Source organism: Phycicoccus endophyticus, assembly GCF_011326735.1.
Taxonomy (GTDB): domain Bacteria; phylum Actinomycetota; class Actinomycetes; order Actinomycetales; family Dermatophilaceae; genus Phycicoccus; species Phycicoccus endophyticus.
Genome location: NZ_JAANCN010000010.1, coordinates 69369 through 85259 on the forward strand (window position 1 = coordinate 69369; position 15891 = coordinate 85259).

The 15891-nt window shown below is 73.9% G+C and carries 13 protein-coding genes; 7 read left to right on the top strand and 6 right to left on the bottom strand.

Annotation, left to right across the window (positions count from 1 at the left end; translation table 11 throughout):
* Positions 1-45: 45 nt before the first annotated feature.
* The 3 genes from G8D98_RS11755 to G8D98_RS11765 are packed head-to-tail and all read left to right on the top strand — an operon-like array spanning position 46 to position 3151.
* A complete protein-coding gene (locus tag G8D98_RS11755; protein ID WP_166103383.1) occupies positions 46-1011 on the top strand; it encodes a glycosyltransferase family 2 protein in 966 nt (321 codons plus the stop codon).
* The gene (locus G8D98_RS11760; protein ID WP_166103386.1) at positions 1008-2180 is read left to right on the top strand and encodes a glycosyltransferase; all 1173 of its coding nucleotides are present in this window, start codon (positions 1008-1010) and stop codon (positions 2178-2180) included. Before G8D98_RS11755 ends, G8D98_RS11760 begins: the two co-directional genes overlap by 4 nt.
* Complete coding sequence (locus G8D98_RS11765; protein WP_166103389.1) at positions 2177-3151, top strand: lysylphosphatidylglycerol synthase domain-containing protein; 975 nt, start codon at positions 2177-2179, stop codon at positions 3149-3151. Before G8D98_RS11760 ends, G8D98_RS11765 begins: the two co-directional genes overlap by 4 nt.
* 3 nt (positions 3152-3154) lie before the next feature.
* Here the strand turns inward: G8D98_RS11765 and G8D98_RS11770 are convergent, their stop codons facing one another.
* Both G8D98_RS11770 and G8D98_RS11775 read right to left on the bottom strand, forming a co-directional pair.
* The gene (locus G8D98_RS11770; RefSeq protein ID WP_166103391.1) at positions 3155-4096 is read right to left on the bottom strand and encodes a sulfotransferase domain-containing protein; all 942 of its coding nucleotides are present in this window, start codon (positions 4094-4096) and stop codon (positions 3155-3157) included.
* Positions 4089-5075, bottom strand: coding sequence for a sulfotransferase family protein (locus G8D98_RS11775; protein WP_166103394.1), 987 nt, complete (start codon positions 5073-5075; stop codon positions 4089-4091). The genes G8D98_RS11770 and G8D98_RS11775 overlap by 8 nt, the downstream gene beginning before the upstream one ends.
* A gap of 163 nt (positions 5076-5238) precedes the next feature.
* Between G8D98_RS11775 and G8D98_RS11780 the strand changes: the two genes are divergently transcribed.
* Complete coding sequence (locus tag G8D98_RS11780) at positions 5239-5793, top strand: hypothetical protein (RefSeq protein ID WP_166103396.1); 555 nt, start codon at positions 5239-5241, stop codon at positions 5791-5793.
* Positions 5790-8534, top strand: coding sequence for an LGFP repeat-containing protein (locus G8D98_RS15365; protein WP_187566756.1), 2745 nt, complete (start codon positions 5790-5792; stop codon positions 8532-8534). The genes G8D98_RS11780 and G8D98_RS15365 overlap by 4 nt, the downstream gene beginning before the upstream one ends.
* A gap of 16 nt (positions 8535-8550) precedes the next feature.
* Here G8D98_RS15365 and G8D98_RS11790 read toward each other — a convergent pair whose 3' ends face one another.
* From G8D98_RS11790 to G8D98_RS11800, 3 genes are read right to left on the bottom strand one after another with little or no spacing between them, the layout of a single operon-like run.
* Entirely contained in the window at positions 8551-9531 is a 981-nt protein-coding gene (locus tag G8D98_RS11790) for a glycosyltransferase (RefSeq protein WP_166103398.1), read from the bottom strand.
* A 47-nt stretch (positions 9532-9578) separates the two neighbouring features.
* Complete coding sequence (locus tag G8D98_RS11795) at positions 9579-10235, bottom strand: 3-oxoacid CoA-transferase subunit B (protein ID WP_166103401.1); 657 nt, start codon at positions 10233-10235, stop codon at positions 9579-9581.
* Positions 10236-10238: 3 nt separating this feature from the next.
* Positions 10239-11018 carry a CoA transferase subunit A gene (locus G8D98_RS11800; RefSeq protein WP_166103403.1) on the bottom strand — a complete coding sequence of 260 codons (780 nt, stop codon included), beginning with the start codon at positions 11016-11018 and terminating at the stop codon, positions 10239-10241.
* Between the two features lie 231 nt (positions 11019-11249).
* On the opposite strand from G8D98_RS11800, the gene G8D98_RS11805 reads away from it, so the two are divergent.
* On the top strand, positions 11250-13067 hold the full coding sequence (locus G8D98_RS11805) for a peptidoglycan-binding domain-containing protein (RefSeq protein WP_166103406.1): 1818 nt from the start codon (positions 11250-11252) through the stop codon (positions 13065-13067).
* Positions 13068-13087: 20 nt separating this feature from the next.
* Here the strand turns inward: G8D98_RS11805 and G8D98_RS11810 are convergent, their stop codons facing one another.
* Positions 13088-13807 carry a TIGR03089 family protein gene (locus G8D98_RS11810; protein ID WP_166103409.1) on the bottom strand — a complete coding sequence of 240 codons (720 nt, stop codon included), beginning with the start codon at positions 13805-13807 and terminating at the stop codon, positions 13088-13090.
* 44 nt (positions 13808-13851) lie between these two features.
* On the opposite strand from G8D98_RS11810, the gene G8D98_RS11815 reads away from it, so the two are divergent.
* Positions 13852-15891 (top strand): hypothetical protein, encoded by a 2040-nt coding sequence (locus G8D98_RS11815; protein ID WP_166103413.1) that lies wholly within the window; start codon positions 13852-13854, stop codon positions 15889-15891.

Consider the following 15891-nt stretch of genomic DNA (forward strand, 5'->3'; position numbering starts at 1 on the left):
GCGCCGTGGCCGGGGCATGCCCGCGCCTGGGCTACCCTTGGCGCCGTGAAACTGGTCGTGCAGATCCCCTGCCTGAACGAAGAGCAGACGTTGCCGGCGGTCCTTGCGGGGATCCCCACGTCGATCGAGGGGATCGACGAGGTGGAGATCCTCGTCATCGACGACGGGTCGAGCGACCGCACCGCCGAGATCGCCCGGGACCACGGCGCGACGGTGCTGCACCACGCCGGTCGGATGGGTCTGGCCCAGTCCTTCCGGGACGGGGTGGACTACGCCCTCTCGCACGGGGCCGACATCGTCGTCAACACCGACGGCGACAACCAGTACCCCCAGGACCGGATCGGTGACCTCGTCGCCCCGATCGTGGCGGGCGAGGCCGACATCACCATCGGCGACCGCCAGACCCACAAGATCGAGCACTTCTCCGGCTTCAAGAAGTTCATGCAGCGCTTCGGCTCGTGGGTCGTCAACCAGGCGGCCGGGACCGACCTGCCCGACGCCGCCTCCGGGTTCCGGGCCTACTCGCGGCTCTCGCTCTACCGGCTCAACGTCGTGACCCAGTTCAGCTACACGATGGAGACCATCATCCAGGCGGGGAACAAGCGGCTCTCGATCGCCTCGGTGCCGATCGACACCAACCCCAAGACCCGCGAGTCGCGCCTGTTCTCCAACATGTTCGAGCACATGGCCAAGTCCGGTGGGGCCATCCTGCGCTCGTACTTCATGTTCAAGCCCTGGGGCCTGTTCGGCCTGCTCGGCACGATCTTCGCCATCGGCGGGGCGATCCCGTTCCTGCGCTACTTCGTCCTGTGGGTCAACGGCACCCCCGGTGACCACTTCCAGTCGCTGATCCTCGGGGTGCTGCTGCTCGTCGGTGCTCTGCTCTCGGTCGCCCTCGGGGTGATCTCCGACCTGCTCAAGACCAACCGGGTCCTGCACGAGCACGGGCTGGAGCGGATGAAGACCGAGCAGTACGGCCCGATCTGGGGTGCGGCATCGACGCGCCGATGAGGCTCGGGGTCAGCGCCTCCACCTTCCCCCGGTGGGCCGGTGACGCCGTCCCGGCCTTCGTGCTCGAGCACGTCCGCGCCCTCGCCCCGCGGGTCGCCTCGGTCGAGGTCGTCGCGCCGCACTACCCGGGCGCGGCCACCCGTGAGTCCCTGGGGGAGGTCGCCGTGCGCCGCTTCCGGTACTGGTGGCCGGCCTCCGGGGAGACCGTCGCGTACGGGCAGTACGGCGGCGGCGCGCTCGCGGCGGCCAAGGGTGTCGCGCTCACCCTCGCGCAGGTCGCGGCCATGACCCGGATGATGGGCCGCGTCGACGTCGTCAACGCCCACTGGCTCGTCCCGCAGGGGTTCGCGGCGGTGCTCGCCGGCCGGCTGCGGCGGCGGCCGGTCGTCGTCTCGGTCCACGGCGGCGACGTGTTCACCCTCACCGGCGGGCTCTCGCGCAAGGTCAAGCAGTGGACGCTGCGGCGGGCCGACGCCGTCGTGGCGAACTCGTCCGCCACGCTCGAGGTGTGCCGCTCCCTGCAGGAGCGCGACTACGAGGTCATCCCGATGGGGGTCGAGGACCGCTACGCGCAGCCCGGTGCCGCCCCCGCGACCGGTGGCTTCCGGCTGCTCTTCGTCGGGCGGCTCGCGGACGGCAAGGGCGTGGACGACGCGATCCGCGCCGTCGGCCGGGCCCGGCGCGCCGGCGTGGACGTCGAGCTCGTCGTCGCCGGCGACGGCCCGCTGCGGTCCGACCTCGAGGAGCTGGCGCGGGCCGAGGAGGTCGCCCCGAGTGTCACCTTCCTCGGCTGGGTCGACGCCGAGGACCTGCCCGGCCACCTCGCCGCGGCACACGCCTTCATCGGGCCCTCCCACACGACCGAGCGAGGGTGGCGCGAGGCCTACGGCCTGGTCTTCGTCGAGGCGGCCCTCGCGGCGCGCCCGGCGATCGGCACCCGCAACGGAGGCATCACCGACATCGTCGTCGACGGCGAGACCGGCCTGCTCGTCCCCGAGCGGGACGTCGAGGCGCTGGCGGGCGCCATCGCCACCCTGGCCGCCGACCGGGCCACCGCGCAGGAGATGGGCCGCTGCGCGCGCCGGCGTGCGCTGGCGACGATGACCTGGCCGGCGGTCGCCGAGCGGTACGCGCGCGTGCTCGACCGGGTCCTCGAGGAGGCCTCGTGAGCGCGCCCGAGGTGCGCCCGGCGCGTCGCTGGCTGACCGGCCGGGCGGTGCGCATCGCCTTCTACGTCGCGACCGCGGCGGCCCTGGTCTGGGTCGTCCTGAGCATCGACTGGTCCGAGCTCGGGACGGTGCGCCTCTCGCTGCCGTGGGCGGCCGGGGCCATCGCCACCGGCATGCTCTTCCGCTACCTCGGCGCTCTCGTGTGGCGCTCGGTGCTCAAGGGGCTCGGCGCCGACCACATGCCGCCGGTGCGCGTGCTCGCCGAGATCTACGCGAAGACCTGGCTGGCCCGCTACATCCCCGGCACGGCGCCGTGGATCGCCGGCAAGGTGCTGCTCGCCGCCGAGCAGGGCATCTCCCGCTCGCGGCTCGCGGTCTCCTCCGTGGTCGAGGCGGCGGCGAAGATCGTCGCCTCCGGTGTGGTCTCGCTCGTCCTGCTCGCGCTCGACCCGCGGATCGGGGAGATCTCGACGGCGCTGCGGTGGCTCGTCGTCCTCGGTGCGCTCGTCCTCCTGCTCGTCATGACGCCGCCGGTGTTCAACCGGCTGCTCGCCGTGATGTTCCGGCTGCTGAAACGGGGGAGCCTCGTCGAGGTCGGGTGGCCGGTCATCGGCACCACGCTGACGATGTACGGCGCGGTGCAGCTGGTCTCGGGGCTGGCCAACGCCCTCCTCGTCTGTGCGATCCTGCCCGGCACGGAGGCCTCCGACATGCTCTTCCTCATGGGCGCCTTCGGGTTCTCGGCGGTCATCGGCATGCTCACCCCGCTCGTCCCGAGCGGCCTCGGCACGCGGGACGCGTCGCTGGCCGTGCTGCTCCTGCTCGTGATGTCGCCGCCGGAGGCGGCGCTCGTCGTGCTCGTCAGCCGGGTGTGGAACCTCGCGCTGGACGTCGTGTTCTGGGTGGTCACGCTGCTCGCCAAGAGGACGGTCCACGCCCCGGCCGACTCCGTCGGGGCCGGCGCGCCTTGAGCCTCAGGCGCTGTCGGCGCCGAGCCCCCACAGCCGCACGAGGTCGACCCCGACCAGCTCGCTCGTGGCGGCCACGTCCTCGGCGAACATCGCGTCCAGGCGGGCCCGCGTCCCCGGGTCGAGCGCCTCGCGCTGCTCGGGCCGCAGCGTCACGGCGTGCGCCGTCCGCGACAGCCGCACGTAGAGGCTGCCGGGCAGGAGGCGGTGCGCCGTGTTGCGGACGGCGGGGGCGTTGAGCAGCCGGTTGAGCCTCGCCGACCGGGGCGCCTTGCTGCCGTGCACCTCCCCGACGGTCGGGACGAAGCCGTCGTCGACGCCGAGGAAGCGGTAGACCCGCTGGATGACCCCGATGTTGTCGCCGCGGAACTCGTCGTTGGTGAGGAAGAGCAGCTGGTCGGCGGGGAAGGCGTCGACGAAGCGGGCGAGCTGGTCGTGGTAGCGCCCCAGGTCGCTGTAGAACAGGGCCGAGGGGTAGCGGACCCCCGGCGGCAGCTGCCGGCCCTCGCGGCGGGCGGGCTCGAGGTCGAGCGCCTCCTCGAAGTCCGTGACGTCCTCGACGGCGGAGTTGACGTACTGCATGTGCATCGAGTGCACGAAGTCGGCCGGGTTGCGCAGGATGAGGATGACCTTCGCCGCCGGGTTGTGGGCGGCGATGTTGCCGGCGGCCTCCCGCGAGCGCCCGTAGATGGCGGTCGCCTCACCGCGCAGCTGGCCGGGCTCGCCGTGGGCGAAGCACCGGGCGTACTGCTGCGGGGTGCGGATCTTCAGGTAGCGCGGCGAGCCGTAGTACGCGTCGGACTCGCGCATCAGGTCCGTGGCGAAGAACTCCGGCTCCTTGGGCCGGGAGATGCACACCTGCGGGTGCTGGGCGAGGAAGTCGGCCAGCGCGGTCGTCCCCGACTTGGGCTGGCCGGCCACGACGAAGTCCACGAGCGGCTCAGGCATCGGTGCTCCTCGACTCGCCGCGGTCGGCGTCGGGCTCGTCGGCGAAGCCCCAGACCGCGGCCATGTCGCGGCCGAGGAGGCCCGAGAGCCGCTCGACCTCGGGGCGCAGCTTGCGCTCGAGCGACCGGCGCAGGGCCGGGTCGAGCTGCTCGCGCGGTGCCTCCTTCATGACCGCCCGCGCCACGGTGGAGCGCACCCGGGTGTAGGCGCGCCCGCCGAGGAGGCTGTAGAGGGTCTTCTTCGCACGGGGGCTGTTGAGGACGGCGTTGAGCCGCTTGAAGCGCGGTGCCTTGCTCCCGTGCACCTCGGCGAAGTCCACGGAGACCGAGGTGTCTGCGCCGATGAAGCGCAGGACGCGCTCGTAGCCGCCGGCGTTGTCCCGGCGGAAGTCCTCGTTGACCAGGACGAGCACCTGCTCGGGGCCGAAGACCCGGTGGAACTTCTCGATGTGGTCGGCGAAGCGGACGCGCTCGCGGTAGAAGAGGTAGGAGGGCACGCGGACCCGGGCCGGCAGGCGCCGGCCGGCCTTGCGGTCCTCCTCGGCGGCCAGGGCCTCGGCGAAGTCCTCGATGTCCTCGACGGTCTCGTTGACGTACTGCATGTGCAGGGCGTGCAGCATCGTCACCGGGTTGCGCACCATGAGGATGACCCGCAGGTCGGGGTTGTGGTCGTGCAGGTTGTCCGCGGCCTCGGCGGAGTACGCGTACGACGTCGAGGCGTCGCCGAGCAGCTGGCCCTCCTCGGCGTGGGCGTACGTCGCGGCGAACTGCTCGCTCGTGCGGTAGCTGAAGTAGACCGGGCGGCCGTGGTAGGCGTCGCTCTCGCGGCGGAAGTCGGTGGAGAAGTACGAGGACTCCTTGGGGACCGACAGCGCCACCCCCGGGTGCTCGGCGAGGAACTGGGCCAGGGCGGTCGTCCCGGACTTGGGCTCGCCGACGATCGCGAAGTCGACCAGGGGGCTGCCGTTCCGGTACGTCACAAGTCGGCGATGCTACCAGCGGCGGGTGGGGGCTCTGAGCCGGCGACCCCGCCCGGCCGGGGGCGGACGGGGTCGCCGACACGCGGTCGCACGTGCGGCGGTCGGCCTGCTGCTTTGGTACAAATGACCAGGTCCGTGCCCAGTTCGCCAGAGAGGTCCGCGAATGTCCCGGGGCATCGCCCTCTGCCTGTCCTCCTCCCTCCTCGTCCTGGCGCTGGCCGCGTGCAGCACGACGGAGGACCTCCCGGACCCCACGCGCACCGCCGACTCCGGCTCGGCGACGGCCTCCGCCACGCCGACCGAGCAGTCCCCGACCCCCTCGGAGAGCTCGCCGTCGCCGAGCCCGAGCGAGTCGGCCACCGAGAGCGAGGAGCCGGTCGCCACCGACGAGCCGACCCGGCCGGGGGGCACCGGCGACGGGAGCTCCGAGGTCACCGTCGTGCTCACCCGCCACGGCGTCCGCGACGGCGAGTTCGTCGTCGGCGGCTACGCGGACGGTGTCACCACCGGCGGCGGGACGTGCACCGCGACGCTCACCTCGGGCCAGCGCACCCTCACCGCCTCGGGGCCGGCCGCGACCTCGGCCTCGACGACCAGCTGTGGCGAGGGGCTCGCCTTCGACCTCGAGCAGGCCACCGGGACGTGGCAGCTCGTCCTGTCGTTCACGTCGGCGACCGCCAGCGGCCGCTCGAGCGCGACGACCGTGGAGGTCCCGTGAGGCTGCGCGCGCCCCTCCTCGGCGCGCTCGCCGTCCTGGCGGGCGCGCTCGCGCTGGGCCTGTCGGGCACCGCGCCGGCGGGCGCGGCCTCGGGCAGCGGCTTCAGGGCCGGGCTGATCATCAGCGACGGGCTGTTCTACAACTCGACCGCGATGACCGCCGCGCAGGTGCAGAAGTTCCTCAACGGCAAGGTCCCGCAGTGCCACGAGGAGCGCAGCAAGGGAGCGGACGACCCGATCGTCTGCCTGAAGAACTTCAGCCAGAAGACGACGAAGAAGCCGGCGGACTCCTACTGCTCGGGCTACTCGGCGGTCAAGCAGACCGCCGCGCAGATCATCAACGGGGTCGCGCGCTCGTGCGGGGTGAGCCAGAAGGCGCTGCTCGTGCTCGTCCAGAAGGAGTCCCAGCTCGTCACGCACACCTACCCCAGCCGGTGGCGCTACCAGAGCGCGATGGGCTACGGCTGCCCGGACACCGCCGCCTGCGACAGCCAGTACAAGGGCTTCTTCAACCAGGTGTACAACGCGGCCCGGCAGTTCAGGGTCTACCGGGCCAACCCGGACCGCTACGGCTACGTGGCGGGGATGAAGAACTACATCCAGTACAACCCGGACGCCTCGTGCGGCGGGCGCACGGTCTACATCGAGAACCAGGCCACCGCGGGGCTGTACAACTACACCCCCTACGTGCCGAACACGGCCGCCCTCAACGCCGGCTACGGGACCGGCAACGCGTGCTCGGCCTACGGCAACCGCAACTTCTACCTCTTCTACACCGACTGGTTCGGCTCGACGACCGGGGCGCGCGTCCTCGAGCCCATCCGGACCGCGTGGCAGCGGCTCGGCGGCGCGAACGGGCCGGGGTCACCGCTGGCCGACGCCATCGAGCTCGACGGCGGTGTCTACCAGCGCTTCACCAACGGCTACGTCGTCGTCACCGACAACGGCAAGGCCACCTACCTGCCGGCGGGCGGGGCCATCACCAAGGCGTACTTCGCCAAGGGCGGGCCGCGGGGCACGTGGGGCTGGCCGAAGGGCTCGGCGGTCGAGCGCGAGGGCATCTGGCGGCTGCACTTCACCGGGCTCACCGCCTACAACCGCGACGGTGCGGTCCGCACCTCCGCCATCGCCCTCCAGGGCCGGCTGGTCAAGGTCTGGTACGCCCACACCCTCGCCGAGGTGGGCCGGGCCACCAGCGCACCGTCCGCCGAGTCGGGGAGCGTCTGGCAGGAGCTGGACAACGGCTACCTCTACCGCACCGAGGCGGGCGCGGGCGCCTACCTCGCCTCCGGCTGGCGGATCACCAAGCAGTACCTCGACACCGGAGGACCGGAGGGGGCCTGGGGCTGGCCGACCGGCAACCGCCGCTCCCTCGAGCACGCGAACGTCGTGAAGTTCGACCAGGTCAGCGCCTACGGCTTCGACGGCACCGTGCTCGTCCCGCCGTACCGCTTCGGCGCGGGCGTGTTCGACGAGTGGTACGAGCGCGGTGGCGAGGGCGAGCTCGGCCTGCCGCGGGAGGACGCTGTCGGGCTCGGCTCGGGCTCCTACCAGCGCCTCGCCCGTGGGTACCTCTTCGTGCCCTCCCGGGGGAGCGCCACCTACCTCGCGGCCAGCTCGCCGATCACCGACGCCTACCTCGCCGACGGCGGGCCCGACGGGAGCTGGGGCTGGCCGACGACCCCGCAGTACAGCAGCGGGTCGGTGCGCGTGCTCGAGCTCACCGACGCGACCGCCTTCCTCGAGGACGGGACGGTGAGCGTCTCGACGGTGCCCTTCGGCACCGGCGTCCTCGAGGCCTGGCTCGCGCGCGGCGGGCCGGACGGCCTCGGGCTGCCGAGCGCCGAGGCCGTGGAGGTCGGCGGCGGCGCCTACCAGCTCTTCGGTGACACCTACCTCTTCGTCCCCGGGGACGGCCCGGCGGTCACGCTCGGGGCCGGCTGGCGGATCACCGGGCGCTACCTCGACAGCGGCGGCCCCACCGGGTCGTGGGGCTGGCCCACGGCCGACCCGGTCACCCGCGAGGGCGCCAACGTCGTCACGTTCGCGAAGGTCACCGCGTACGGGTACGACGGGCGGGTCCTGGTCACCGACGACCCGTTCGGCGAGGGCATGTTCACCCTGTGGCGCGAGCGCGGTGGCCAAGGCGCCCTCGGGCTGCCCGACGGGCCGGCACGCACCGCCAGCGGTGGGCGCTACCAGCACTTCACGACCACCGACCTGTTCCTCGCCACCGACGGGTCCGACGTGGCTCTCGGCCGGGGCTGGCGGATCACGCAGCGCTACTGGGACGAGGGCGGCCCGAGCGGCGCGTGGGGCTGGCCGCGAGGTGGACGCAGCTCGAGCGGCGAGACGGCCGTGGTCGAGTTCGAGGGCGCAGTCGCCTTCGGCGCCGACCACCGGGTCCTCGCGGTCGAGGACTCCACCGGCCTGCTCGACCCGTGGAGGGCCCGGGGAGGGGTCAGCGGGCTCGGCGTCGCCGTGGCCCCGTCGGCGGTGCGCAGCGGTGGCACCTTCCAGCGGTTCACGAAGGGGTGGCTGCTCGCCGCCCGCGGGGGGAGCGCGGTGGAGCTGCGCACGTCCTGGTACGTCACCGACCGGTTCTGGGCCGCCGGCGGGCCCCCGGGCAGCTGGGGCTGGCCGGTCGCCGACCGTCACCGCTCCGGCGACGCGATGGTCTACGAGTTCCAGCACGTCACCGTCTACGGGTACGGCAGCCGCCTCGAGGTGGTCAAGAAGTAGGCGGCCCGCCCCGGGCTCACGCCGGCTCGGCGTCGGCGGCCCCGGCCGTCAGGGGCGGCATGGGTCGCCAGCTCTCGTCGTGCCAGATCGCCCGCCCGTCACGCCAGCCCCTCCACAGGGCCCCCGAGCCGCGCAGCGTGTGCTCGACCGCCACGAGGCGCACGACCTCCTTGGCGTAGGTGAGCGCCGTGCCGACCGCGAAGAACGGGCGGTGCAGGGCCGCGTGCGCGGCGAAGTAGCGGCCGACGTAGGCCCGGTTGCGCATCACGTGGTAGCGGGTGAGGTCCGAGGCGTCGTTGAGGTGGCGCAGACCGAGGTCGATCTTGCGCTGGGTGCGCTTGCGGCGCAGGACGAAGGCGTTGACGTAGAGGACGTCGGTGACGTGCGAGGCGAGCCATGCGTACACGGCGTCGTCCCAGGAGATGAAGAAGCGCGGGTCGGGCAGCCCGATCTGCCGGACGACGTCGGCGGAGACGAGCATGCCCTCGAAGGTGCCCGAGTTGGTCACCGCGTGGTCGGCGTCCTTGAAGTCCCCGACGGAGTAGGGCAGCGGCACGCCGAGGTAGTTGTTGAACCGGGCCTGCCAGTAGAAGGGGGTGCCGTCGACGTCGTAGCGCCGGCCGTGGATGCACCCGGAGCGGGAGGTCCACGGTGCGAGCGCCTCGAGCGCGCCGGGGAGGACCTCGACGTCGTCGTCCATGAGCCACATCCACCGGGCGCCCGCCTCGAGCGCGACCCGGACACCCTCGGAGAACCCGCCGGCGCCGCCGGTGTTCTCGGCCAGGACGTGGTAGACGAGCTGGTCGGGAGCGAAGCGTGCGCGGGCCGCCTCGACCACCTCGGGGGTCTCGTCGCCGGAGGCGTTGTCGACGACGACGACCCGCCAGGCGTCGGCGGCGTTCTCGGCCACCGACGCGAGCAGCTCGCCGAGCAGCCGGGGGCGCCGGAAGGTCACGATGACCAGGGCCAGGCGCTCGCTGAGGTCGGTCGTCGGCACCGGATCACTGTAGCCGGGAGGGCGTGCCCTCCCGCGCGGCGGACGGGTCAGCGGGCGGTGCCGGGGGCCTGCAGCTCGACGGTGAGCGGGGCGCCGGTGGCGTCGCGGACCTGCTCCTCGGTGACCCCCTCGGCGAGCTCGCGCAGGACGAGCCCGTCCGGGGTGACGTCGATGACGGCCAGGTCGGTGATGACACGCTGGACGACGCCCTTGCCGGTGAGCGGCAGGCTGCACTCGGCGACGATCTTGTGCGAGCCGTCCTTGGCAACGTGCTCCATGAGGACGACGACCTTCTTCGCACCGTGGACCAGGTCCATCGCGCCGCCCATCCCCTTGACCATCTTGCCGGGGATCATCCAGTTGGCGATGTCGCCGGTGGCGGAGACCTGCATCGCCCCGAGGATGGCGGCGTCGACCTTGCCGCCGCGGATCATCCCGAAGGAGAGGGCGGAGTCGAAGTAGGACGCGCCGCGGCGGACCGTGACGGTCTCCTTGCCGGCGTTGATCAGGTCGGGGTCGACGGCCTCCGGCGCCGGGTAGGCGCCGACGCCGAGGATGCCGTTCTCGGACTGCAGGACGATCTCGACGTCCTCGGGCACGTAGTTCGGCACGAGGGTCGGCAGGCCGATGCCGAGGTTGACGTAGGCGCCGTCCTCGAGCTCGGCGGCGGCGCGGGCGGCCATCTGCTGGCGGGTCAGGGGCATCGCTCAGGCCTCCTCGGTGGCGCGGACGGTCCGCTTCTCGATGCGCTTGTCGGCCGCCTGCTCGGGCGTGAGCGGGAGGACGCGCTGGACGTAGATGCCCGGCAGGTGCACCTCGTCGGGGTCGAGCTCCCCGGGCTCGAGGAGCTCCTCGACCTCGGCCACGGTGACCCGCCCGGACATCGCGCACAGCGGGTTGAAGTTGCGGGCGGACTTGTCGAACACGAGGTTGCCGTGCCGGTCGCCCCGGCGGGCCCGCACGAGGCCGAAGTCGGCGACGATGGCCTGCTCGAGGACGAACTCGCGCTCCTCGCCGCCGGTCCCGAAGACGCGGACCTCCTTGGCGGGGGAGGCGACCGCCACGCCGCCGGACCCGTCGTAGCGCCACGGGAGACCCCCGTCGGCGACCTGGGAGCCGACCCCGGTCGGGGTGTAGAACGCCGGGATGCCGGCGCCGCCGGAGCGCAACCGCTCGGCGAGGGTGCCCTGCGGGGTCAGCTCGACCTCGAGCTCGCCCTCGAGGTACTGCCGGGCGAACTCCTTGTTCTCCCCGACGTACGACGCGACCATCCGCCGGATCTGCCGGCTCTGCAGGAGGATCCCGAGCCCCCAGTCGTCGACCCCGCAGTTGTTCGAGACCACCTCGAGCTCGTCCACGCCCGCCCGGTGGAGCTCGGCGATGAGGACCGAGGGGATGCCGCACAGCCCGAAGCCTCCGACGGCGAGGGTCGCCCCGCGGGTGACTCCGGCCAGGGCCTCGGCAGGGGTGTCGACGACTTTGTCCATGGCGCGACCCTAGCGTCCCCGGCAGGTCCGCATCCGGGTCGCCCAGGATCGGGGCAGGGACAAGTACACCGGTGTAATTCACCGGAACTCCTTGCGCGAGGCCCCTGAGCAGTGGGACAACTTGTGTGCCCGGTGATTCGGCGGTGACGGATGTGACATCTGTGACGACCACCACCGGGTGGCGCCCGGTCCCCTGCCCCGGGCGCCCTGCCGTGTGGATGGAGCCCTTGCGTGACCCTGCCCAGCACCGACCCGACGCCGGTCCGGAGGCTGCCCCTGCGCGCCCTCGGCGCGGTGTCGGCGTCCGTCATCGCCCTCCCGCTCGCCGCGGGCGCCGCGCACGCCTCGAGCATCCCGCTGCCCCAGCCCTCGCGGAAGCTGCCGCGGGCCCTCGACGTCGCGCCCTCCTACCAGCCGGGCACGATGTGCCTGACGCAGAACCAGCCCGGGCCGGTGGCCTTCGCCCAGCTGCTCAACGCGACGTACGGCACCCACGCCTACGGCATCCTGCGCAGCTGCGACCAGGAGCACGGTGAGGGCCGCGCCCTGGACTGGATGCTCGACGCGACCAAGCGCGACCAGCTCGCCCTCGGCAACGCCATCACCCGCTGGCTCTCCGCCCCGGACGCCCAGGGGCGGGCGGGCGCGATGGCCCGGCGGATCGGCATCAACTACATCATCTGGAACCGGCACATCTGGCGCGCCTACGCCCCCGAGCGCGGGTGGGCGGCCTACACCGGGGCCTCACCGCACACCGACCACATCCACCTGTCCTTCACGTGGGACGGGGCGCGCAAGCGCACCTCGTGGTGGACGGGCACGGCGGTGACCACGCCCGCCACCGGCCCTGCGGGGTCGGCGCACGCCCCCTCGACCGACCCCGCGGACTACGTCAACGTCACCCTGCGGCGCGGGTCCAGCGGCACGGCGGTCAAGGTCCTCCAGCGGGTCATCGGCGGCCTGACCCTCGACGGGGAGTACGGCCCGGCCACCGAGAAGCGGGTGCGGGCCTACCAGAAGAGCGCCGGCCTGACCGTCAACGGGGTCGTCGACTCCCGGGTGTGGAAGGCCCTGGTCAACGGCGGGGCGGTGCCCTCCGGCTCGGGCTCCTCGACCTCCACGAGCACCTCCCTGGCCAAGTACGCCGGAACGGTGCTGCGTCGTGGCTCCAGCGGCGCGGCGGTCACGGCGATGCAGCGCGCGATCGGGCGGGTCGCCGTGGACGGTGCCTTCGGCCCGGCGACCGAGAAGCGGGTGCGCGCCTACCAGAAGGCCCAGGGCCTGCCGCAGAACGGCGTCGTCGACAGCCGGGTGTGGAAGGCGCTCATGGGCCAGTCCACGGCCTCGCTGAGCAAGTACTCCGGCGTCACCCTGCGGCTGTGGTCGCGGGGCGAGGCGGTCAAGGCGCTCCAGCGGGCGCTCGGCGGGCTCGTCGTCGACGGTTCCTTCGGGCCGCAGACCCTCGCCCGGCTCAAGGCCTGGCAGAAGTCGGCCGGCCTCGCGGTCGACGGCGTGGTCAACGCCAAGGACTGGAAGGCGCTCGCCGGCTCGTCCTCGACCTCCTCCGCGACCTCGTCCTCCTCCTCGAGCTCCTCGTCCTCCTCGAGCTCTTCCGGCGGGACCTCGCTCAGCGCCTACCTGGGGACCACGCTGCGGCGCGGCTCCTCGGGCGCGGCCGTCAAGGCGCTCCAGCGCGCCCTCGGCGGTCTGGGCGTCGACGGGCACTTCGGCCCGGCCACCCAGGCCCGGGTCGTGTCCTTCCAGCGCTCGGCGGGGATCTCGGCGACCGGCGTGGTCACGCGCAGCACGTGGACCGCGCTCGAGCGCCGCGCGCACCCGCTGAAGGCCTACTGGGGCAAGGTGCTGCGCCGTGGCTCCCACGGCAGTGCGGTGACCGCGCTCCAGCGAGCCCTGCGGATCACCGCCGACGGCTCCTTCGGGCCCAAGACCGAGGCAGCGGTCAAGGCGGCCCAGCGCTCGGCCCACCTCGCGCAGACCGGCGTCGTCGCGACCCTCACGTGGAAGGCCGTCGAGGCGCAGATGCGCTGAGCGCCCCCGGTCGGCCGCCCTCAGGCCGAGCCGGTGACCCCCTCGCTCGCCAGTCGGGAGGCGAGGACGTCCGCACCGGGGGTGCCCCGGCTCAGCACGAGCGAGCCGTCGCCGGCCCAGGTCGCGAGCGCGAGCCGCAGCAGGTGCTCGGTGTCGTCCGTGGCGGTGTGGACGCGCCCGGCCGCCGATGGCGCCGGCACGAGGGCCGCCAGGGAGGTCGTGCCGGCAGCCGTGCGCAGCCCGGGTGCGGTGGGGTCGGGCTCCTCCATGGGGACGAAGACGTCGCCGTGCCTCGCGAGCTCGCGGGCCTCGTCCACGGAGCCCACCGGCACCGGGCTCGCGGCCTGGCGCGCCAGGGCGGCCAGGGTCACCACGACGAGCCGGTCGCTCCCGTCGGCGCCGGTGGGCTCGTCCGTGACGAGGACCTCGGCGGCCTGCGCGGGCGGGCCGCCCAGCTCGACGCAGGCGCCGACCGACCACGCGGCCCACGCCCAGTACAGCGTGCGCCAGTGCGGCGGCAGCGAGAGCCGCACCGTGCTGCCCGGGCCGGCGTCGAGCTCGTCCTGGAGGAGGTTGGCCGCCTTGGCGACCCAGTTGGCGAGCACCCGCGCCGAGAGCTCCACGCGCTCCCCGCGCGTCGGCCCGTCGGTGTCGTCGTAGACGGTGACCCGGGGCCGCGCCGGGTCGGAGGCGAGCAGCCGGGCGAGGACGTCGGCGGGGGTGGGGTCGGTGGTGGCCATCGCGGGCACGGTAGCAACCCCCCGGACGGCTACCCTCCTCGTCCATGAGCGACCACCCGCCGGGCCCGGGCCGCGTCCTGACCCGGGCGGGGACGGCGGCCGGGCTGTGGGTGGCGGGGACGACGCTGCTCGGGGGGCTGTTCGCCGCCGTCGGCTGGTGGACCCCGTGGGTGGGCTGGCCGGTGGCGGCCGTCGTCGCGGCCGGTGCCTTCGCCCTCGTGCGTCCCCTGCCGGGCGTGTCGATGGGGGCCCGGCCCGCGACGGCGCTCGCCGTGGTCGTCCTCGCGTTCGCCGGGTACGCGGGCGCCACCCACTCCGAGCACGTCCTGCCGCGCCGGGACGCCGCGAGCAACCTCCAGGCCGCGGTCAGCCTGGCGGGGACCCACGAGCGGGTCGTGTCGGTCGACGTGTCCGCCTTCGCAGGGGCCGGCCCCCTGGAGCGGGGGGAGGTGACCCTCGCGAGTGCCGCCTTCTACCAGGTGGGGCCGGCGCAGGCGCCCGCGGTGCAGCCGCAGTTCCTCCTGGCGCCGGCGGTCGTCTACGGCTACGGGGTCTGGGCCGGGGGAGCGCGGGTGGCCCAGCTGCTGCCCGCGCTCGCCATGGGTCTGGTCCTGCTCGTGCTAGGCCTGCTCACCGCGCTCGTCGTCGGCCCCTGGTGGGGGGTCGCGGCGGCCGGGCTGACGGGCACCCTCCTGCCCGTGCTCACCGTGGCCCGGGGTACCTACTCGGAGCAGCTCGCGCTGCTCCCGCTCGGGGCGGGCCTGCTCGCGCTCACCCTCGCGCTGACCCGCGAGGGCGGGAGCGGCCGCCGGCTCGCGCTCCTCGGGGGGCTGCTCGTCGGCGGCGCCGGGCTCGCCAGGGTCGACGCGCTGCGGGAGGTCCTGCTCCTCCTGCCGCTGCTCGCGCTCGGTGCCGGCCTGCGCCGCCCCTGGGTGCGCCCGGCAGCGGTCGGGCTCGGCGTCTCGAGCGTGCTCGCCTACGCCCTCGCGGGGGCTCTGTCCTACCGCTACCTCGCCGACATCGCCGCCAGCCTCGTGCCGCTGGCCGGGCTCGCCGCTGCCGTGCTGGTGGCCTCCGTCGCCGGAGCATGGCTGTGGCGACGGGGCCACCGCCTCCCCGCCGGCGTGGCGCGCCGCCTACCGGCCGTGCTGGCCGCCGGCGCGGTGGTCGTCGGCCTCGCCCTGTGGAGCCGGCCGTGGTGGCTGACCGTGCGGGCGGACCCGACCCGGCCGAGCGGCCGCTACCTCGCCGGGATGCAGCAGCGCCAGGGGCTGCCCGTCGACGGGGGACGGACCTACGCCGAGCACTCCCTCGACTGGCTCTCCTGGTACCTCGGGTGGGTCGCCCTCGCCGTGGCGCTCCTCGCCCTCGCGTGGCTGCTGCAGCGGGCCGGTCGGCGCCTCACGGGTGGACGGCTGGCGCCGTGGGTTCCGGTGCTCGTCGTCGGCGCCGGCTCGACGCTGCTCACCCTGGTGCGTCCGGGCATCACCCCGGACCACCCGTGGGCGGACCGGCGCCTGCTCATCGCCCTCGCGCTCGTCGTCGTCCTCACCGTCTCAGCCGCGGCCTGGGCCACCCGCAGGTTGGCCGAGAACCGCTGGGGGCCACCGGTGGTCGTGGTCCTGACGCTGCTCGCCGTGGCCGTGCCGGCGGTGCAGGCCACGTGGCCCTTCCGCGGCGCCGGCGTCGAGCGCGGTTCCCTCGACGCGGTCGCGACGGTGTGCGCGGCCCTCGAGCCGCGGGACGTCGTGCTCATGGTGGACGGCCGCTCGGCCTCGGAGTGGCCGCAGACCGTGCGCGGCATGTGCGAGCGGCCGGCCGTCTCCGCGACGAGCGCGGTGCGGGCCGCGCCGACGCGGCTCGCCGAGGTCGTCGACGAGCTGGCCCGCGGGGCGGCCGCCGAGGGGCACCGGCTCGTCGTCCTCGCCGCCGACGGGCCGGAGGCGATCGAGGGCCTCGGGCTGACCCCGCGCCGGGTGCTCGACGTCCGCTTCGCCGAGGAGGAGCACGCCCTCGACCGGCCGCCGCGCCGAACCGACGTCGGGTCCGCCCGGGTGTGGCTCGCGGCCGTGGGCGGGAGCTGA